17 protein-coding genes are annotated in these 20,981 nt (G+C 44.8%); 9 read left to right on the forward strand and 8 right to left on the reverse strand.

The genetic code is table 11. The features are described 5' to 3' along the window. Nucleotides 1–252 precede the first annotated feature (252 nt). Nucleotides 253–2,424: a metallophosphoesterase gene (locus L1D37_RS20045; protein WP_239848935.1), complete on the reverse strand. Its 2,172-nt coding sequence runs from the start codon at nucleotides 2,422–2,424 to the stop codon at nucleotides 253–255. A gap of 514 nt (nucleotides 2,425–2,938) precedes the next feature. Between L1D37_RS20045 and L1D37_RS20050 the strand changes: the two genes are divergently transcribed. The 5 genes from L1D37_RS20050 (at nucleotide 2,939) to L1D37_RS20070 (ending at nucleotide 7,066) form a co-directional block, all read left to right on the forward strand. Next, the gene (locus L1D37_RS20050) at nucleotides 2,939–4,087 is read left to right on the forward strand and encodes an S-(hydroxymethyl)glutathione dehydrogenase/class III alcohol dehydrogenase (RefSeq protein WP_132941942.1); all 1,149 of its coding nucleotides are present in this window, start codon (nucleotides 2,939–2,941) and stop codon (nucleotides 4,085–4,087) included. Between the two features lie 156 nt (nucleotides 4,088–4,243). Beyond that, nucleotides 4,244–5,083: an S-formylglutathione hydrolase gene (fghA, locus tag L1D37_RS20055; RefSeq protein ID WP_132941943.1), complete on the forward strand. Its 840-nt coding sequence runs from the start codon at nucleotides 4,244–4,246 to the stop codon at nucleotides 5,081–5,083. A 148-nt stretch (nucleotides 5,084–5,231) separates the two neighbouring features. Next, on the forward strand, nucleotides 5,232–5,564 hold the full coding sequence (locus L1D37_RS20060) for a multidrug efflux SMR transporter (RefSeq protein WP_008218062.1): 333 nt from the start codon (nucleotides 5,232–5,234) through the stop codon (nucleotides 5,562–5,564). Nucleotides 5,565–5,738: 174 nt separating this feature from the next. After that, nucleotides 5,739–6,140: a hypothetical protein gene (locus tag L1D37_RS20065; protein ID WP_048611754.1), complete on the forward strand. Its 402-nt coding sequence runs from the start codon at nucleotides 5,739–5,741 to the stop codon at nucleotides 6,138–6,140. A gap of 188 nt (nucleotides 6,141–6,328) precedes the next feature. Continuing rightward, nucleotides 6,329–7,066, forward strand: a complete 738-nt coding sequence (locus L1D37_RS20070; protein WP_239848936.1) for an NUDIX domain-containing protein — start codon at nucleotides 6,329–6,331, stop codon at nucleotides 7,064–7,066. 143 nt (nucleotides 7,067–7,209) lie between these two features. Here L1D37_RS20070 and L1D37_RS20075 read toward each other — a convergent pair whose 3' ends face one another. Continuing rightward, the gene (locus L1D37_RS20075) at nucleotides 7,210–8,730 is read right to left on the reverse strand and encodes an aldehyde dehydrogenase family protein (protein ID WP_239848937.1); all 1,521 of its coding nucleotides are present in this window, start codon (nucleotides 8,728–8,730) and stop codon (nucleotides 7,210–7,212) included. A 316-nt stretch (nucleotides 8,731–9,046) separates the two neighbouring features. Here L1D37_RS20075 and L1D37_RS20080 point away from each other — a divergent pair, with 316 nt between their 5' ends. Continuing rightward, nucleotides 9,047–10,837 (forward strand): sigma-54-dependent Fis family transcriptional regulator, encoded by a 1,791-nt coding sequence (locus L1D37_RS20080; protein WP_239848991.1) that lies wholly within the window; start codon nucleotides 9,047–9,049, stop codon nucleotides 10,835–10,837. A 109-nt stretch (nucleotides 10,838–10,946) separates the two neighbouring features. Next, nucleotides 10,947–12,449 carry a deoxyribodipyrimidine photo-lyase gene (locus L1D37_RS20085; RefSeq protein WP_239848938.1) on the forward strand — a complete coding sequence of 501 codons (1,503 nt, stop codon included), beginning with the start codon at nucleotides 10,947–10,949 and terminating at the stop codon, nucleotides 12,447–12,449. Here L1D37_RS20085 and L1D37_RS20090 read toward each other — a convergent pair. Further along, nucleotides 12,418–13,269 carry a LysR family transcriptional regulator gene (locus L1D37_RS20090; RefSeq protein ID WP_239848939.1) on the reverse strand — a complete coding sequence of 284 codons (852 nt, stop codon included), beginning with the start codon at nucleotides 13,267–13,269 and terminating at the stop codon, nucleotides 12,418–12,420. The genes L1D37_RS20085 and L1D37_RS20090 overlap by 32 nt on opposite strands. A 98-nt stretch (nucleotides 13,270–13,367) precedes the next feature. Between L1D37_RS20090 and L1D37_RS20095 the strand changes: the two genes are divergently transcribed. Next, nucleotides 13,368–14,015 carry a glutathione S-transferase family protein gene (locus tag L1D37_RS20095; RefSeq protein ID WP_239848940.1) on the forward strand — a complete coding sequence of 216 codons (648 nt, stop codon included), beginning with the start codon at nucleotides 13,368–13,370 and terminating at the stop codon, nucleotides 14,013–14,015. A 91-nt stretch (nucleotides 14,016–14,106) separates the two neighbouring features. Here L1D37_RS20095 and L1D37_RS20100 read toward each other — a convergent pair whose 3' ends face one another. The 5 genes from L1D37_RS20100 to L1D37_RS20120 all read right to left on the reverse strand — a co-directional run bounded on the left by L1D37_RS20100 (nucleotide 14,107) and on the right by L1D37_RS20120 (nucleotide 19,180). Continuing rightward, nucleotides 14,107–14,340 carry a helix-turn-helix transcriptional regulator gene (locus L1D37_RS20100; protein ID WP_017105014.1) on the reverse strand — a complete coding sequence of 78 codons (234 nt, stop codon included), beginning with the start codon at nucleotides 14,338–14,340 and terminating at the stop codon, nucleotides 14,107–14,109. A gap of 10 nt (nucleotides 14,341–14,350) precedes the next feature. After that, nucleotides 14,351–14,899 carry a DUF2975 domain-containing protein gene (locus L1D37_RS20105; RefSeq protein WP_123961465.1) on the reverse strand — a complete coding sequence of 183 codons (549 nt, stop codon included), beginning with the start codon at nucleotides 14,897–14,899 and terminating at the stop codon, nucleotides 14,351–14,353. 129 nt (nucleotides 14,900–15,028) lie between these two features. Further along, nucleotides 15,029–15,967: a LysR family transcriptional regulator gene (locus L1D37_RS20110; RefSeq protein WP_239848941.1), complete on the reverse strand. Its 939-nt coding sequence runs from the start codon at nucleotides 15,965–15,967 to the stop codon at nucleotides 15,029–15,031. A gap of 121 nt (nucleotides 15,968–16,088) precedes the next feature. Continuing rightward, a complete protein-coding gene (locus tag L1D37_RS20115) occupies nucleotides 16,089–17,582 on the reverse strand; it encodes a DUF1254 domain-containing protein (protein ID WP_239848942.1) in 1,494 nt (497 codons plus the stop codon). A 119-nt stretch (nucleotides 17,583–17,701) separates the two neighbouring features. Next, complete coding sequence (locus L1D37_RS20120; protein ID WP_239848943.1) at nucleotides 17,702–19,180, reverse strand: DUF1214 domain-containing protein; 1,479 nt, start codon at nucleotides 19,178–19,180, stop codon at nucleotides 17,702–17,704. 279 nt (nucleotides 19,181–19,459) lie between these two features. Between L1D37_RS20120 and L1D37_RS20125 the strand changes: the two genes are divergently transcribed. Beyond that, complete coding sequence (locus L1D37_RS20125; protein WP_239848944.1) at nucleotides 19,460–20,902, forward strand: N-acylglucosamine 2-epimerase; 1,443 nt, start codon at nucleotides 19,460–19,462, stop codon at nucleotides 20,900–20,902. Nucleotides 20,903–20,981 lie beyond the last annotated feature (79 nt).

Consider the following 20,981-nt stretch of genomic DNA (forward strand, 5'->3'; position numbering starts at 1 on the left):
CTTATAAGCTTATAAGTCATTTCGCCTTTTTCAACTTGGGTTACGACTGACAATTTAAAGGCAAGAGAATAATCTCGTTGAGTACGTCTACTTGTTGTTTTCATGACACTCTCCAATTTCATGTTGGAAATGTGTMAACCATAGTTAGGACGGTACATACAAAATAAAAGAGCCCGCTAACTCATGGCTAACAGGCTCTTCTTCAATCGAGACACTAAGGTGTTTAGTCTTTTAAAAACAAAGCCATAACGCTTAGTTTGCTGATGTAGAGTCTCTTAAAATATCGCGCTTAACTTCACCTTTCAGATCGGTCAGGGTTTGTTGGTCGATATCAATCAAGAAGTGGTCACTCGCTTGACCTGTTGCGAATTTTTCAAGAATCACGAACAAGCTACCGAAACGAGAGCGGAATACCTCGCCTACTGTATATTGGCCAAGGTCGCCCAGTTCTGAATCCACAGTGCCGTCAAACTCGGCAAGCTCACGGCTTAGCAGTTCGTATTGGCGAAGCTGTGTTTCACCGATATCACGGAATGCCAGTTCGTCTGCATTACGTAGTCGGTAGAAATCTGTCGCTAATAGCTCACCGCTCCACTCAGCAAAATCGGCTAATTCTAGTCCTTCTAAAGAAGCCAACTTTTCAGCAACAACCTTAGCCGTCTCCCAATCGCGTTGAAACTGTTCGTAATCATCCACACCATTTTCAACACAAGTACCTACGTCATAGCCGAGTTCGTTAGCTAGCTGACAGACCGTGAAATTAGTTTCTAGCTGAGACATGATCATCATCTCTTGACCATTCATTTCCATGATCATAGCGCGCATCTCTAGCGGCCAGTCACCCGGAAGAAAACGCAGACGGGTTAGTTCACGGATGTGCCAGTCGGTGAGTTCGTAGTAGCTCTCTGAATCTAGAATTTCTTTGTTCCAAATCTTAGCTTCTGCATCAGGATCGCCATTCGCAGCTTGAGTAAGGTACTCATGCTCTTCTTCATAGTGACTGAATAGCTCGTTGTAACGTTCAACTTGATCGATAACGACTGTTTCAACTTCGATTTGGTTATCAGGGCGAATGTTCAGCAGCTTGTACGCCGGAATGTAACCCGCTAGCGATGGTGCTTGAATATTAAAGAGTGTGTGCTGTACGCCATCGATATTGAAGCTCTTCTTACCCGTATCGTTAAAGTGCATGTGACCGCCGACGTGGATATTTAGGCCAGTAGCAGCTAATGCACGGCTGGTATTGTCATCCGGTTCACGAGCCAATTGGTGGCTTCCTTCGCCAAACAAGTCTTCAATCTCTTCAGAGGCACCGTTATAGAAATCAGTCATTGGGAAATGTGAGAAGGAAACAAGCGTCTTGTTCTGCTCTTTCGCTGCTTTTACCACATCAGAGATCCAATCGATCACATGTTCTTTGTGAGTCAGCATCATGTTATAACCAGCGTTGCTTGAGCCATCAAATGTATCACCATCGACAGAGTTATCAGACGAGTTTTCTTTAGGACGATAGACGTTCGCGTCAATCGCCAACAACCACAACCCTTTTACAGGCTCGACTAAATAACTGGTATCAGGCACTTCAGAACAGCTTGAGTAACCACTTTCTTTGTAGCTACCGCCTGTGCCTTCGTAACAGATCTCGTACATGCGCTTGTCAAAGGCCGCTTCTTCTTTAGCTAAGTCATAGCTGTAATTAGTACGAGCTTGGTCGCTGCTGTAAGGCGTTTCAAAGTAGAAGTAATCTTGTTGGGGGTAGAAGCCGTGAGTACCTAGGATACTCATGATCTCTTCATAGCCCCACTCTCGTACTTCTTCAGTACATATGGTAGCTAGGTTGTCGCCTTCACCGGGAATAGTCGTCCACTCATCATCATAACCAACACACTCTTCCTTACCACGGCTGTAGATACGTTGGTTCTTGCCACCTTCTCCTAAGTAATCAGATTTACCTGCTGGGATTGTAAATGGACGCACTGGATCGTGGTTACCCGGCGCTGCAAAAAACTCAAGGCCGTACGTATCACGATAGTGATCAAAAATGCTAACTAAGCCACGCATATGAATCGGCTGACCGTCGTCACTGAAGTCACCGGGCAAGGCAACGTATTTAACTCCCCGATCAACCACATCATCCAATGCTGCGATCATCGCAAAGTAGTTTTCATTGAATAGACGGGTGGAGTTCATTTGAGACTCCATCGTTCGGATTGTCGCGTACTTGCCACTATCCGAGTTGTAGAGCCCTGCGAACGAACCATCTTCAAATGTACCGTAAACGTCATGGAAATGGATATCTGGCATGAACGCAACTTGTACTGCGCTCTCTAGATTGCCGTTGTCGTCACTTGGTGAACTTGAATTACAACCAACCAGCGTGGCTGCTATCAAGCCTGACAGTACGGTCAATGTACTCTTTTTCATTTTCTCTTCCCAAAAAGTTAGAACTCAAAATTTGGCGAGGAGATTAGGTGAGAAAAATGACATTATTGTTTCTGATATCTTACAAAACGTCGCATGCAGAGTACTTATGCGACCTTGCTTCAATCCTTAAAATTCAATTAGTTAGACAACATCACAACCATCAATGATTTAATCATACAAATCAGATATAAGTATACAAACCATCACACATCGATAGATCGAACATCAATGATAGCAATGCATCCAAGCGGTTCAAGAGTGACACCCCTTTCCTAAAAGTGGCTTATTAGTGCCAAGGTTTACGACTACTAAGCCGTGCAGACTTTCAAAGCCAACTATTACATATATGTAATAATCATTTTCCATTTCGGGGGATTATCAAAACCAAGAGTCGTATCTATACTAGCTCCAACAAAACGAGAGAGCGGAAACAAACTTGCTCAACTACGCTTAATACGTTGAGCATATTGAGAATCAAAAAGTCCGCTGTAATGACATAAATAGGAAGCATCCAATGACTATCGAAATCAAACCTGGTCAAACTCATATCCAATCTAAAGCAATGGTCGCTTGGAAAGCGGGTGAGCCTCTAAAACGTGAAACTGTTGACGTTGAACTGCCAAAAGCAGGTGAAGTTCTTGTTCGTATCGTAGCGACCGGTGTTTGTCACACTGACGCATTCACACTATCAGGTGACGATCCAGAAGGTATCTTCCCTTCTATTCTTGGTCACGAAGGTGGCGGTATCGTTGAGATGATCGGCGAAGGCGTTACCAGTGTTGAAGTTGGCGACCACGTTATCCCACTTTACACAGCAGAATGTGGCGAATGTAAATTCTGTAAATCTGGTAAAACTAACCTATGCCAAGCGGTTCGTGAAACGCAAGGTAAAGGCCTAATGCCAGACGGTACAAGCCGCTTCTCTATCAATGGTGAGACAATCTTCCACTACATGGGTTGTTCTACTTTCTCTGAGTACACAGTACTTCCAGAAATCTCACTAGCGAAAGTAAGCAAAGAAGCACCGCTTGAAGAAGTTTGTCTTCTAGGTTGTGGTGTAACTACAGGTATGGGCGCTGTACTGAACACAGCTAAAGTTGAAAAAGGCGACAACGTTGCTGTATTCGGCCTAGGCGGTATCGGTCTTTCTGCAATCATTGGTGCTCGCATGGCTGGTGCTGACCGCATCATCGGTGTTGATATCAACGAGAGCAAATTCGAGCTAGCTAAACAGCTTGGCGCGACAGACTGCATCAACCCAATGAACTTCGACAAGCCAATCCAAGACGTTATCGTTGAGATGACAGACGGTGGTGTTGAGTACTCTTTCGAGTGTATCGGTAACGTAAACGTGATGCGTCAAGCTCTTGAGTGCTGTCACAAAGGTTGGGGCGAATCAGTAATCATCGGTGTTGCAGGTGCAGGTCAAGAGATCGCAACTCGTCCATTCCAACTAGTGACTGGTCGTGTATGGCGTGGTTCTGCTTTCGGTGGTGTTAAAGGCCGCTCTGAGCTTCCAGAAATCGTAAACCGTTACATGGCGGGTGAGTTTGGTCTTCAAGAGTTCATTACTCACACAATGAGCCTTGATGAAGTAAACGACGCATTCGACCTAATGCACAAAGGTGAATCTATCCGTACTGTTCTACACATGGATAGATAATTCTCCTTGGTCTCGATACTTAGGTGTCGAGGCCACAGTTCTGACTTAAACATCAGAGCGAAACTGTCTTCACCACCTCCTGCCCGGTGGGTGGTGAAACTTTAAGTGACATAGACAAACTTACTCCCAAACCATCAACCTAACGGAGCACTATAGATGACAATCGAAAACATTAGCCAAGCAAAGGTTGCTGGAGGTTGGCACAAACAATACACCCACTTTTCTGCAACGCTTGACTGCAATATGCGTTTTGCGATTTTCTTGCCACCTAACGCAAGCAAAGAAAACCCAGTTCCTGTTTTGTATTGGTTATCAGGCTTAACCTGTACCGATGAAAACTTCATGCAAAAAGCCGGCGCATTCAAAGCCGCGGCTGAGCAAGGCATTGCCATTGTTGCCCCAGACACTAGCCCACGTGGCGAAGGCGTTGCCGACGATGAAAACTACGATTTAGGCCAAGGCGCAGGCTTCTACGTGAATGCCACTCAAGCACCATGGGACAGCCATTACCACATGTACGATTACGTGGTAACAGAGCTTCCAGCGCTGATTGAATCTTTCTTCCCTGTGACATCTGTAAAATCAATTTCTGGTCACAGTATGGGCGGACACGGAGCCCTAACGATTGGCATCAAAAATGAAGATAGCTACCGTTCTATCTCAGCATTCAGCCCTATTAGTAACCCAATGCAATGCCCTTGGGGACAAAAAGCCTTCAACCAATATCTAGGCTTAGATATTGAAGAATGGAAACAGTACGACGCCTCTGAGCTTCTAAAAACGAAAGGCACTAAACTGCCAATGTTGGTAGACCAAGGCGAAGCAGACAACTTCCTAATTGAGCAGCTTAAACCTGAGCAATTGGTCGAAGCAGCGAAGACAACCAATGCCGATTTAGAGCTACGTATGCAGCCAGGTTACGACCATAGCTACTACTTCATCTCTAGCTTCATTGATGAGCACATTGAGTTCCACGCTGCTTACCTAAACAAGTAGAGACACCTATTTAGCCCACACCTTGCAAAAGCGTGAGGTGTGGGCTTTTTTATGCCTGCTGTTTAGCTTCAGCAACCTTAAACAACGATTAGCACTTTTAAACTCCTCCCTATATCAACACAAATAACATAACGACAAAGGTACGCATATGAGCTGGTTTTTCTTGATGATGGGCGTAATGGCTGAAGCACTTTCTCACGTTGCACTTAAAGCCACTGACGGGTTTAGTTTGTCTAAGCCAGTACCAGCTTTACTGGTTATCTCAGGGCATTTGGCAGCGTTTCTATTTTTGAGCCAAGCGATGAAGGGTATGCCAGTTGGTGTGGTGCACTCTCTATGGGCAGGATTAGCTATTTTGACAGTGAGCTTAATATCGACCTTCGTTTACAGCCAACATCTGGACACAAAAGTTTGGATTGGCATGGGGCTTGTTGCCGCAGGCGTCATGTTGATCAACCTATCACAAGGCCACGCTCACTAATATATCCAGACGCTTTTTGATAGAAAGCGTCTGAAACGTAAATTATGAACAGTGCGTCAACTTGTTCAAACTTCCTAACAGAGTGGTGCCGACTTCACTTATTCATACTCTTACAATCGACAAATCAAACCTGTTACCATGGCACCTTCAACATCACCTATTTTGAAGGTTGCTATGAAAGCAATTAAGACTCTTTTCTTCCTGATGGTTTTACTGAGCGGTCTGTTTACCGCTTGGCTGTTTATCCCGATTCCAGCCACCATGGACAAGCAAACGCTTGATGTTCCATTAACAGAACCGTTCAAGCTTGTGGCGTATCGCAGCAACCCAAATGATGCGAGCAAGCCGCTCACTTATCACTACTATGTGATTTCAGATGTGGTTGGCGTGGATGACATGGATCCGTTTCTGATTACGACAGACCAGTTCGTAAAACTTGGTGAGTTCGATGAGAACACATTCAACCTAACGGTTAACGGCAAGATCGAGAGCTACACTAACGATTTGTGGATCAAAAAATCGGACGGCAAGCTTCAGCACTGGTACGTGAGTATTAATGCAAACTATATTCGTTAGAGTCGAATCCCAATAGACCCTACTTTAAAACTGCGCTTTGGTTTCCAAGCGCAGTTTTTGTTTCTATTCCCCCCGCTTTACAAGCAAAGAAGATCTCACAAGCCATGTAGGTGTCATAAGCTCTGTAGATGTTATAAGCTCCACCTATGCTCGACTCCCCATAAATCAAAAACAATAAAGGATCACCCGTGGAATTTACGCTCGACAAATTTAACGGCATCATCATTGACCCAGTAACCGCGCCCCAAGATGCTGATTCATTCAACGCCGAACTAAGCGAGATCACCGAATTTTCAAAGCAGAATAACAAAGGCATTATTTGGATTAGCTTGCCGATTTCGCTCTCACACCTCATTCCGGTAGCGACCGAACTTGGCTTTGTCTTCCACAACTGTCTAGAAGACGAGATGACGCTGATCCACAAATCCGAAATCGTCGAGTTTGTGCCTTTCATCCCGACCCACACATTGGGTGCTGGCGCGTTGATTACCAATGAACACAACCAAGTGCTGATGATCAAAGAGCATGGTATGACAGGCTACAAATTACCTGGCGGCCACATTGAGCTTGGCGAGGGTATCGAAGAGTCTGTAGTTCGAGAAACATTAGAAGAGACAGGCATAGAGGCAACATTCGTGTCTGTGGTTGGCATGGCGACAAGGCACCCATATCAGTTCGGTAAATCGAACCTCTACTTTGTATGTCACCTTACCGCTCAAACTCAAGAGATCGCAATTCAAGATACCGATGAAATTGCAGAAGCAAAATGGGTCGATGTAAAAGAGTTCATCAACAATGCTGAAAACTACCCGTTCAACCGCCAGATGGTGGGTTCTTTGATTGGCAAACAAGGATTAGAGCTAACCCAACTAGAAGGTAACTACGGCCCAACCCACAAGCCAGAGATCTTCTTTTCGAAAAGCTAGAACCCTCAAACATAAAAACGCCCAACTCACATGAATTGGGCGTTTTGCTTTTACTTGTTGTTTTTCTTAAGCCGACTGCGTTGTTAATTTTCTCTAATTCAGAAAGCTATCTTTAGAACATGTCTATTTTAGAGAAGCCTAGTTTAGAAAAAACCTAACGGATTCGTATCGTAGCTGATCAGCAGGTTCTTCGTGTTTTGGTAGTGATCAAGCATCATCTTGTGTGTTTCACGACCGATGCCTGATTTCTTGTAACCACCAAACGCCGCGTGTGCTGGGTAAGCGTGGTAACAGTTCACCCAAATACGCCCCGCTTCAATATTACGACCCATGCGATACGCTAGATTTGCATCACGCGTCCAAACGCCAGCACCCAAGCCATATTCGGTATCGTTGGCAATCTCCAACGCTTCCGCTTCATCTTTAAATGTCGTTACCGCTATAACAGGGCCAAAGATCTCTTCTTGGAAAACACGCATCTTGTTATTGCCTTCGAGCATGGTCGGTTGAATGTAATAACCATTACCGAGATCATCCGGTTGTTGAGCGATTTCCCCACCAGTTAGCACTTTTGCGCCTTCTTGGCGGCCAATCTCTAGGTAGCTCAGAATCTTATCAAACTGCTCTTGAGATGCTTGTGCGCCAACCTGAGTGTCAGTATCTAACGGGTTACCTTGCTTGATGGTTTGTGCACGCTCGATGACTTTGGTGATGAACTTGTCGTAAACCGATTCGTGGATCAACACACGCGATGGACAGGTACACACTTCACCTTGGTTGAAGAACGCGAGCAACATACCTTCGACGCACTTGTCTAGGTACTCATCTTCATGATCAAAAATGTCTGGGAAGTAAATGTTTGGAGACTTACCGCCCAATTCAACGGTTGATGGAATCAAGCTTTCAGCCGCACATTTTAAAATATGATGTCCAACCTCTGTTGAGCCAGTAAACGCCAACTTAGCCAAACGATCACTGGTTGCTAACGCTTGACCCGCTTCACTACCAAAACCATTCACGATGTTGACCACACCTGCAGGCAGAAGATCAGCGATCTTCTCCATCATCACCAAAATTGACGTTGGTGTTTGCTCGGCAGGTTTCATCACTACACAACAGCCCGCAGCTAGCGCAGGTGCCAATTTCCAAGCCGCCATTAAAATCGGGAAGTTCCAAGGAATGATCTGCCCTACCACACCAATTGGTTCAGGGAAGTGGTAGCTTGCCGTGTTTGAATCTAACTCTGCAGCGCTGCCTTCTTGCGCTCGAATACACCCCGCAAAGTAACGGAAGTGATCGACAACCAACGGAATGTCTGCCGCTAACGTTTCACGCACAGGCTTGCCGTTTTCCCATGTTTCAGCGACTGCGATTTCTTCTAGATTAGCTTCAATACGATCAGCAATTTTAAGTAGGATGTTCGAGCGTTCTGTCACACTGGTCGCAGCCCAACTCGCACGAGCGGCATGCGCCGCATCGAGCGCTAAGCTAATGTCCGCCTCGGTTGAGCGCGCGACTTGGCAATACACCTGACCATTCACGGGAGACGTATTATCAAAATACTCGCCGCTGACAGGCTTCACCCACTCTCCACCAATAAAATTGTCGTATTGGGCTTTAAAGTTCACTACTGCGTTGTCACTACCCGGCTGTGCGTAAATCATAGTTAGATCCTTCTTTGATTTGTTGTTCGTTATTGAGCGAGAGCTGTCTTATTTTTATGGCGACTTCTCTTGAGAAAAGAACTCATGACAAGACGCCCATGTTTATGCTTTCTGTTTAAAACACTGATACTTCGTGTTTTCTTCACAACAAGAACAACGCAAATCACACGCCACAACCTCAAAACTTGTTGTTAATAAATTGTAAAACTATGATTACCAAACATTTACAACCCAAAGTGAGTTGGCATTGAACGGCCGTATGGAAAGCACTCCAGTGTTCAACTGTTCCAATTTGGTACACTCTCACTGTTACGACATGGAACAGTCATGCACCTTCAACAAGGATTGGCTTTCGTCCTCTTGGCACCGCAGCACAGAAGCGGGGCTTAAACAGAGACGTCTTCCCGAAGATATTCGCCTGCCACAGTCGATTCTTAAGCAGCGACGTCATCAATCATCGAGCTTGATTCAAATCGTCGAACGCAATGCGCTGCCTCTGTTTAACCAAATGTTTGCACGCACCGACAGTCGTTTAATCTTGACCGATATTGAAGGGGTGATTCTAGCTAGTTGGGGACAAGAGCGGTTTAAGGAAAAGCTGACTTCGATTGCGATCAGTTCTGGAGCGTGTTGGCAGGAACAACTCAAGGGCACCAACGCCATTGGCACAGCGATTGTGGAAGCCAAACCCGTGACCATCATTGGTGAGCAACACTTTATCCACCAGCATCGGTTTATCAGTTGTTCAGCAAGCCCGGTGTTTGACCATCAAGGGCAAATGGTTGGCGTATTGGACATCACTAGCGAGCAACAACAACACGACAGTTCAGTGCAGCTACTCGTTCAAAACATGGTTCAGCTTATTGAAAATCAGTTATTGAGCCATATCCCACAAGGCACCACTCGCATTGATCTCGCGTGTGAGAAGTCGTTATTGCATAGTGGTTGGCAAGGGATTGTGATAGCCAATGAAGCTGGTGAAGTAGTAGCGCACAATCAGGTCGCCTCTCAACTGCTGGATCAAACCTCGATCGTCGGCGAGTGCATCGACACTCTGTTCAACCGAACCTCATTAGATACACCCTTTGTATTTGAAAAACAGCACCTCAAGCGAACGACTACCAAACGTACGCGTTCACTCTCAGCATCGTGCGATTTACATCACGGTGAACAACAAATTGAACACGCTTGGCAGCAAGCCAACAAGGTAATAGACAAAGGGATCAGCTTGTTGATCTTAGGAGAAACGGGCGTTGGAAAAGGCGAGTTTGTTAAGGCGTTACACAAGCAGAGCCAACGTAAATCATCTCCTTTAGTGGCAGTGAATTGCGGTGCGCTGCCTAAAGACCTTATTGAATCTGAACTATTCGGTTATGCGCCGGGGGCTTTTACGGGCGCAAGCCACAAAGGTTTCCAAGGTAAGATCCGCCAAGCGGATAAGGGAATTCTGTTTCTAGATGAGATTGCCGACATGCCATTGGAAGCTCAGTGTCGACTGCTGCACGTTCTGCAAGACAAATCCGTGGTGCCTGTGGGGTCGAACCAAAGCTACCAAGTCGATTGTCAGATCATCGCTGCCACACATAAAAACTTAGAGCAGCTAGTCGCAACTGGCGAGTTCAGACAAGATTTATACTATCGTCTGAACGGTTTGGCCTTTACCTTGCCAAGCCTGCAACACCGACAAGATAAGCATGCCTTAATCGAACACATTCACCGTAAATACGCTGAAGATGAGCAGACAATCTGCCCACATTTGATGAGTTTGCTGTGCGCCTACTCTTGGCCGGGCAACATCCGTGAATTAGATAATTTACTTAAGGTTGCTGCTCTATTGGCAAGTGATGAACCACAACTCACGCTAGAACATGTACCGAGCCATCTTGCTCAACACCTCACCTCTTTAGCTCAAGATAGTCATCATCAGATTACTGCTTCTCGTATCATCGAAGGTAAGCCAAATGCTGATTTAAGAAGTACCGTTGAAGAAACCTTGCTGCAAACCTATCAAGCCAACCAAGGCAACATCAGCAAGACTTCACGGATACTTGGCATCAGCCGTAATACGATTTATCGAAAATTGAAAAGCTTGGGGATCCTTCAGTAAAGCCACTGGCGATCTTGGCCAGCCCTTTCGTTATCAATAAATAAAATTCACTTCCAGTGAGACATTTGGCCCTCTGAGTCGTAATGCATCAAAACGAATGAGGGCTCAAATGCAAACAATCAACATAGTGTGGCTAAAGCGCGATTTAAGGCTCACCGACCACGCACCTTTACAACACGCTTTATCAGATAAAAACCCGACCGTATTGCTCTACATTCTCGAACCTATGCTTTTAAACAATGCACACTATTCTGAGCGACATTGGCGGTTTGTTTGGCAGTCGCTGCAATGCATGAACCAGTCATTAAAAAAGCATGGACATGAGGTTTCAATACTCCATGGCAGTGCTATGGACTGCTTCGAAGCGATCCAATCTCGTTACCACATCAGAAACGTCTTCTCTCATCAGGAGATAGGATTAAATTGCACCTTTGAGCGTGACAAGCAAATATCTGACTGGTTTCAAGAGCACAACATCCAGTGGCAAGAGTTTGCACAGGGCGCTGTCGTGAGAGGGTCGAAAGACAGAATCGGTTGGGACAAGCATTGGAACAGTGTGATGCGTGCTCCCATAGAAGAGAGTCAGTTAACTACAGAGTCACTGCATACCCTTGATGCTGAAGAGCTTGAACTCGCTATGGAACCTCCACAAGCATGGTTAACCAAAATTAACGGCATACAAACGGGCGGAAGTGCACTGGCATGGGCAACGTTACACGACTTCTTTGAGCGCCGTGGTCGAGATTACTACCGCAGCATCTCAAGCCCAGAAGCCTCGCGACATGCCTGTACACGTTTATCCCCATATTTGGCTTGGGGCAATATATCGCTGCGTGAAGTTTATCAACACCTGTTGGGACACTGGCAAGTCGCGGGATTTCGTCGCAGCCTAATTGCCCTTTCTTCAAGGCTTCATTGGCACTGTCATTTCATGCAGAAGTTTGAATCGGAATGCGCGATGGAATATCGCTGTATCAATCACGCCTACGAGACGTTATTGCAGAATGAGACGGTAAAAGATCCAACACGTTTACAGGCATGGAAGGCGGGGATGACTGGCGTGCCATTGGTCGACGCTTGTATGCGCTGCTTGCATCACACGGGTTATATTAATTTTCGTATGCGCTCTATGTTGGTGAGCTTTCTCACTCACCATATGAACATGGACTGGCGTGATGGTGTCACTCATTTAGCGCAGCTGTTCCTCGATTTTGAACCCGGCATTCATTACCCACAGTTTCAAATGCAAGCTGGAGTAACCGGCATCAACACCATCCGAATTTACAACCCAACCAAGCAAGCCCAAGAGCACGACTCTGATGGAGACTTCATCCGTAAATGGGTGCCAGAACTTTCAGACATACCCACCCCACTTCTTTTTGAGCCTTGGAAGATGACTCCCATGGAGGTGATGATGCATGAGCTTAAACCAGATTCACCTTACCTCAACCCAGTCGTCGATCTCGATACTAGCGCCAAAGAAGCGCGGGTGCGTTTATGGTCGTGGCGCAAACTGACCGAGGTAAAACAAGAACGAAGTCGTATCTTGGCTCGCCATGTCAGGCCATCGAAGAAGAAGCCTAATCAGAGTCCAACTCAACAAGCTGATTAAGCACTTCTTTATCCAATACTGGATGATGCTTGCTCGCTAAGATCAGCACAATATCGACAGAGGGCAACGGCGGCATATCTTGAAGAACTTTTAAATCTGGAGTCACACTGAGCTTGCCCATCGCACCAATTGCCAACCCAGCTTTGACAATTGCACGCTGCGCTGAAGCCGTATTACTGCACGCCAAAAGCTGATATGGCGTGTCTTGTTTGGTTAAACCATTCACTGCCGCAGCATGGTATTTACAATCCGTCTGGAACAGGGCGAGTGGGACAGGTTTAGAATCATCAAACACAAAATCAGGGCTGCTTATCCAAACGCCCACATCATTGGTTAGCCAATACCCTTCTTCGCTATCGGGAGCGCGGGTCACGATCGCAGCATCAAGCCTGCCATCATCAAGCCACTCTCTAAGCGTAATGCTCGGCAAGCTAAAGACTTGAATGGAGCACGTAGGTTCAGCGTTCTGCAACAGCTTAATCACTTTCGGCAAGATGCTGTCGTTATAGTCTTCAGGGCAACCTAATCTCAGTGGCTGTTTGTCCTCATAACGTTTTACTTGTTTCAACGCTGTATTGTGGAGTGCGACTAGCTGCTCCGCATGAGAACGTAATGCCAAGCCCGCCTCAGTCAATACTAGGTTGCGTCCTTCCTTTTGAAACAGAGTAACGTTAAGTTCTTCCTCTAACTTACGCATCTGAGCGCTAAAGGCCGATTGGGTGCGATTAATCTGCTTTGCAGCACGTGTAAAACTACTGGTCTCCACAAACGCAAGAAAGCCTCGCAACGCATCAATATCCATATTGAAATCACCACCCATCGTTTTTATTAATGTATTGCATCAAAATTATCCGTTAGTGCGCCGTAATACAATCCCTTAAGCTCAAATGCATACCCACCAAACGTAAGGAAGCACCTATGCAGCTTTATATCGCAAACCAAAACTACTCAACTTGGTCACTTCGCGCATGGCTCATATTCGACCATTACAACCTCGACGCAGACATTATTAAGCTCAAGCTGTTCACCTCAGATTTTTACGACACGTTAGCGAAAGTGACACCTACAGCCAAAGTCCCGACCCTAGTTGATGGCGACGTCGCGGTGTGGGATTCACTCGCAATTCTCGAATACGTTAATGATGCCTATTTGAATGGTGCGGCATGGCCAACTTCCGTCGCAGAACGCGCTCTCGCCCGTGCAATCTCGGCAGAAATGCACTCTGGTTTTTTCAACATCAGAAATGAGTTACCAATGAATTGCCGAGCCAAAAGAAAGCTCACGTTGAGTGATGGTGCATTGAAAGACATCGCTCGCATCGACGCAATATGGTCTGCACAAATGGAACAATACCCAGAGGGATGGTTGTTCGGTGAATGGTCGATTGCCGATGCGATGTTTGCACCTGTGGCGCTACGCGTAGAAACCTATGGCATCCAGCTATCAGAAAAAGCCAAGCAGTATCAACAACGCGTGCTCAACAGCCCATCAATACAAAAATGGCTAGCCGAGGCGAGTTTAGAAAGCGATGTGGTAGAAGAAGACGAGGCGGGAGAGCCTGTATAGGTAGATTTAAAAGAGTCTCGATACGATATCGAGACTCACTCATTACCAGATGATTAAACGGTTAACTGGTTAAAAAAGATGTCCTTAGTGGCTATTCTTCAGTAACACTGTCTTGATGATCATTCGGTTCAAATTCCAAAATATCACCTGGTTGGCACTCTAAAACTTCACACAGCTTATCGAGTGTCGATAGCCTTACCGCTTTGGCTTTGCCATTTTTTAATACTGATAAGTTGGCTTCGGTAATCCCAACTTCTTTTGCCAGTGTCTTCAATCGCATTTTTCGTTTGGCCATCATAATGTCTAAATTAATGCGGATAGTCATGACAAGTCCTTTAAATGGTTTGGCTATGTTCGTCAGCCAGAATATAACCTTCTTTCATCACCCATGAGATGATCAAAATAATTATACCTAATATCAGTGTTAAAAAGTCCATACCAACAAAACTAATCTCAAAGATACGTTCACCTGGTGGATTATTGAACGACAAAATAACTGACATCAATGAACCATAGATAATTGAACCTAATACCCAATAGAACAAGCTATATCCGAGCTTCTGGTAGGACATTGCGTTTTCTAAAGAGAAGATTTCACCTCGCTCATAGTTACGAAACAGACGTATCAAAACCATTAGTGCATACATAAGGATGCTCGACATCGCTAAGCTTGTGAACGCAGCAACGATTCTTGTTGTCATAGTCAGCGGCAACATCGTGAAATACCCTATATCGTAGGTAAGGTAAAAAATGCCCGTCGCACTAATAAAGTCGTAGGGAGTCTCAATTGTTAGCCAGAAGTAGCACACCATAATAGGGGTAAGTACAAAAAGGGATTGCAATAGCATACGTACACGTCGGCTTTGTTTTTGGATGTTAGACATACTTATATTCCTGTTGAATTGACAGGAGGATACTAAGATCAAAACAAATGCTGATCAATAAAAAATTATCGTTTTTCGATAATTTTTTATTGATTAAAGTAACACAAAGAAGCTACTTATAATTTATGTTCAGAGTATGTTATTCAACAATTCACAAAATCTAGACGCTATCCACTGATGCGAAGCGGATGTAAATGTACGTTGATGCTGCAATAAATAGAGATCTACGTGATATTGTTTACTGTCTACAAAGTCGTAAATGTCCACAAACCTACGGTCGAAATCCGCTAGTGAACTCAGCGCGTTCATACCAAAAATCACCGCATCAGAACGAGACGCAATCTCCATAAGCACATGAGTTTGAGTGCTTCTAAGTTTTGGACGTTTATCGCTTTCAAGCTCTAACAATATTTGCTGAAGAGGCGTATTAAATGCTTGTTTGTGGTCTTCTTCTACATTCATCGCGAGCACTGGGTATCGCATGATTTCATCTAACGTAGCGTTTCTCCCCACTAGAGGATGGTCTCTCCGAACAAACAGTTTGGGGTAAATGGTTCCTAACTTTGTCGCTTGGTATTTTTGATCTAGCGAACTCGAATAATGAATCGCAAAATCTAACTTCCCTTTATCGAGCAAATCATAAGGATTACTTTTCGCGGCCATTTCTATCAAATTCACATCCGGAGCTTCATCAAATAGCCCCAAAACCAAATTAGGAAGAATGGTGCTGCCCAGAAAAGTAGGCAAGGAGATCGAAAAGGTATCATTGCATTCTCGAGGATCAAATTGATTATGCTGAAACAACGCACTCAACTGCGGAAGAATGTGTTGCAGTTCTTTGCCTAACTCTAAGGATTTTGCTGTCGGTGTCAGCCCTGTCGATGTTCGAATAAAGAGAGGGTCATCGAACGTTTCTCTCAACCGTTTTAAGCTCCGACTCATGGCTGACTGCGAAACAAACAATGCCTTAGCAGCATTGGTGACATTACGTTCCTTAAGCAACGTATCAAAGGCCACCAGCAGATTTAAGTCGACTCGATTCAACTGATATGAAATATCTTTTTGCATAAACCCTCTAGCTAGATTGAACAATGACATTGTTTAGAACGAAATAACCATAACATGAAAAGATACCCCCAGTTAAAGGGGTACCCCATATTGATTAGCTTTCTGTTCTACTTTGGTAGAATCACTTGTTTACTTTGATAAAGTCACTTGGCTTCCATGAATTATCAAACCATTTTTCAGTCGGTGAATACATACGGAAAATGATATTAAAGCCCTTACCGTCCGTCGTTTGAACCCAGTTATTTTCCATTCCTTTGGGTGCATTGGGAGCAAAGTGGATGGTGATAGAACCATCGGCATTTTTCTGAATACCGTCACTCAAACCATCAATACCCGCAGACTTTTGATCCGTTTCTAACATAGAACGCGTCTGGTTATCGTAGATCATAAATGACCAAAACTTCTCTACTGGCGCATTCGGCGGCAATGTCACCGTGTAATGTTGACTACCATCCAATACTTCTTTGTTCACATCACGTGTCGCCAATAGGTAATCCGAGCCTTTGCCTACGGTTTTTGTCACCATATCAGGGGTAATCCCCGTCGCCATGAAGTGGAAGGTGGCTCGCATATCCGAGTCAATCACACCATTCTCGTCTTTAAATTCATGGCCTGAGACTAACGGAGTAAACCATTGTCGATCATCGTAGCGGAACATTTCTTCCTTAGGATGAAAATAGGTAGAGCGCGCTTCAGCCGTTGCTATTTTTGCCGCTTCCGACAGTATTTTCTGCATGCGTTTATTAGGAGCAAACTCCTGACCTTTTTCTATCCCAATATCTTTGGCTAGCGACAACCATTCAGCATCAAAAATAGCAGTAGGTTCGTACTGAATTAGCGCATTTACCTCATCGTAAAACGTCGCGTCCATAGCGTGGATGGTGTTGTAGTCGACACCTGAAATATTCACGAACTCTGTCTTATCCTTTTCTCCATACGGATAAAGTTTTGTTGTCGCTTTTAGTGTTTCGATACTTTCTTGCATCTCTTCTGGAGAGCTTACAAGGCGCAGTAATAACCAGTGCTGATAACCTTCACTGACAATCTCAATGTACCCCTCTGGTACTTCACCTTTCCACGAAGAATGGCGAACGAAGTACTTACCTGATTTAGCGACGTTGTCTGGGTGAGTCACGCCAATTCTATCTACATATTTAAATGCAGCATTGTCAAGCAAGCCAAGCACTGGAGTGGGAATATCCAGAATGACAGGGCCATTTCTTACATCAATTTCTGATGTGATATACGGTGTGGTCGTATTCGCTGTTAGCCAAAGGCTATTCGCGTCTAGATTATCTTCAGAAATTGCGATGGTTTGATTCGGCTTCATACCGATGCTTTCATGTCCCAATAATAATCCTTGTATTGAAGCAACAGGGATACCGGATAGAAAAACACGAACGGCATTGGATACCTGAACGAAATCTTGCACTTTGGTGTGTGTTTCGGCTGTCGGTGCGCCATCGGTATAATTCAGTTCACCTAGATAGTTAGACTCAACCTTATTTGGCGTGATGATGCTCTCTGGCACTTGTGCACTAAATTTAGGCTCCGCAAATGCGAAAGATGAACAACCTAGAGTAATCAGCAACGTAGCAATAATCGATTTTTTCATAATAGTTTCTCTTGTCTAAAGTGATTCATATAGCCTAGGCCGCACCAATTGATATTCTTGGCTTGGGTGTCATGCTCTAGGCTATTTATTTCCAGAAACGGGTTAGCGTTTATTGCTGGTTAGCCACTGATTTTTTCCATGTCTTCTAGCATCCAGTTTTTAAAGAACGTCTTCGATGTTGGACGGTAAAGTCGGAACAGTAAGAAGTAATCTTCACCACCGGTAGGTACCCAATTTTCCTCTTGTCCTTTTGGTGCTTCTGGGCCGAAGTACAAATCGTAAGAACCATCAGGATTCTTTTTCATCGTGTCTGCATTTCGAGAAGAGAGCCCGACTCGGTCGACACCTTTCACGAAGTTCTTGGTTTCCATGTTGTAAACAATGGCTGACCAGAAATCTTCGACTGGCGTATCCGCTGGCACATTAAGCTTGTATGTCGCTTTGCCATCTAACATCTCACCTTTTGAATCACGCAAGCCCGTTAGATAAAAGGTTGAACCACCGAGCTGTTTCGGCAAGTAAGTGACGTAGAAGTACGACGCTGCACGCTTATCGACTAACACCTCATCTTCATCTACAAAGGGAAAGCCAAGCTGAGCTTGAGGGCCAAAATTCCAGAAAGACCATTGTGATAGAGGCTTGCCATTTTCATCTTTCCATAACGCACTCACCGTCTGATCAGGTTTTACGAATTTCGACTGCATGTGCGCATAAGCCATCAGTACACCTTCACGTATCGCTTTTTTCTGCTCATCTGTTGGGTCGAATTTTTTACCTTTTTCGATACCAAGGTCTTTTAGTAATGACGCCATCGCCTTGTCTTGATCTCTGACCGGGTTCTCTTGGATAACGTCATTGATGTCTTGAAAGAACGTCTCGTTGTAATACGGAAGACTGTCATACGCGACTTCCGTTGCATCTAAATAATCCGTTTTTGGTGGGTTTTCAGCATCAACAAGATTGTAGATTTTGATTTTCTTCGCGTAGTTACCCGCATCTAAATCTGTCGCACCATTGGTTAACGATGGTCTGAACGAAAAGCCATACAAATAAGTGTCGGTTTCAAATACTAGATAACCTTGGCTTTCTAGCGCTTGCTTCGAACCAAACTCGTTGTTGTAATCTGGCGGTAAGAAGAGATACTTACCTCCTTCACCTTCATCAGCGCCTTTATAGCCAACATCCGTGATCGGCACTTCCCACTGGTTCACAACCGAACCAAAGTAATTCACTTTGTCTGTTGCTGCTGGCACTTCAATAACGACGGGGCCATTTTTAGAGGTTGTGGTTGCCCACGCATAAGCTGTGGTGTCATTGGCAGTGAGGAACCCCTTTTCTGATCCGAAAGGTTCATTCACGTAAACCACATCATTGTAGTCGCCATTCAAATCACGACGGGTTGCTTTCAAAAAATCAATCTGAGTAACGGCAGGCATATAGTGAATCGCCGTTTGAGTCGCACGTTGTACCATCATTTTGTATTCAAGGTTTTCAATCTGCGATGCGCGATTAAGGATGTCGTCGGTATCATCAAACGATTGAGAATAGACAGGCATTGTGCTGATTGTAAGTAGCGAAGCTAATAGAAGTTTTTTCATGTTGAGCATATCTCTTCGTAAAGGTGAAACATTCAATTGTTTAAAAAACATCCTTTGTTTGAACCAAGTATACGAATGCGACCAAAATTCATCCAATGACTTATAGTCATTACTAATTATTCGAATTATGGATAATGATAGATGAGATTCGATTAACTCAATGGCTTGCGAACCATCCCCTCTAAAGTGCTTTAATTTGATCGATTGTGATCGCCGAATCACAATGTGCAGACCTGATTGTTTATATTCAACTAAATTCAAATCATTAAGATAAACATCATGTTACGAGCAACCATCGCATTACTCAGTGTGACCAGTTTCGCTGTATCTGCCAATGTCGCCCTTCCCTCTGGAGAAGACTGGATCAATCATGCTTCAGAAGGGCTGGCACCTTATTGGTTAATGCCTAGCGCGCAAGGAGAACCAATAGGTAACTTCCCCACTTTCCGCTGTGATGATGGAACATTGCTTGATGTGGCTAACGTTTGTCCTGAATTGAACAGAGGCTGGATCACGCCACACTTTGGTAAAGAGTTCACGCGTATGAAATCGCGCCAAATCTATGCCTATGGCGTGCTTTATCATCTTACCGGAGACAAACAGGCGCTAGCGCTCGCTAAGCAAGGAGCTTACTACCTTATTGAACACTTAGAAGATGAGCAAAATGGCGGCTTCATCAGCTTCACCAAAGACGGTAAAGCAGGGCTTGAGTGGCAACAGCGAACGGCTCAAGATCAAGCGTATGCGTTAGTTGGATTGGCGATGTACTACTACCTGACCCAAGACAAAAAGGTAGAAGAAGCGCTAATCGCCCAACAAGCTTTTATCTTTGAAAATTATCAACTTAAAGACAACAGCGGCCTAGCGTGGGTACTTGCCGATGGTGAAGATGGTAAAGCCACACAACGTGAATTGGTCGCGCAACTTGATCAGATTAATGGTTACATGCTGTTAGTCGCTCCCCTACTACAAGAGCCCATCAAGACACAATGGCTCGATGACCTGAATTGGCTCACCCAAACCATGGTCGAGCACTACCATTCTGAGGATGAACAACGCTTCTACGGTGCGATTCACAGCAAAGCAGCTATGATGCCGAATGCCAATCACAACGATTTTGGACACACCATCAAAGCATATTGGATGACTTACCTTACTGGACAAACACTGGATAACTCTGAATGGAAAGAGTTTGGCATCAAAGGGATGAAGCACACCTTAGCCCAAGCTCAATATCAAAAAGAGTTTGTGAGCATATCTCAATACTTTGGCGAAGAACTTCAGCAAGCTTGGCAAGGACAAGAGATTACAGGCTGGCAAAGCAGACCAAACACAAATTGGGCTTCATCATGGGAATGGGCAGAGCTCGACCAAGCTGCAATGACGGTATCGCTGGTCGATGGTTCAATGAAAGAAGTTCTGCAATACACGCTACCGACGTTTCATGATGTATGGGTCGATCATCAGTATGGTGGTGTAGGGCTTGAACCCAAGCGCACCAAGGCTTTCCATTGGGGCAATGGCTACCATCAATTTGAGCATGCGTTGATTGGTTACTTATATGCCAGACAGGTTGAAGGCAAACCTGCAATCCTTCATTACGCGAGACCAGCTAACAGCGAGATGCCAATGGAACCGTATTACTATCAAGGTGATGTGGTTAAGTTAGAAGACATTGGAGATGGCACGCAGGCAGTCAGCTTCAAGAACATTCGACCTTAGCGTTAGTTGTTTACTCTGAATGAACTTGAGATGCAGGGGAATGGACAAGTTCAAAGAGTCAGCACAATAGTGATGTCGC

It is taken from the genome of Vibrio sp. Isolate33 (assembly GCF_022397895.1).
Taxonomy (GTDB): Bacteria; Pseudomonadota; Gammaproteobacteria; order Enterobacterales; family Vibrionaceae; genus Vibrio; species Vibrio pomeroyi.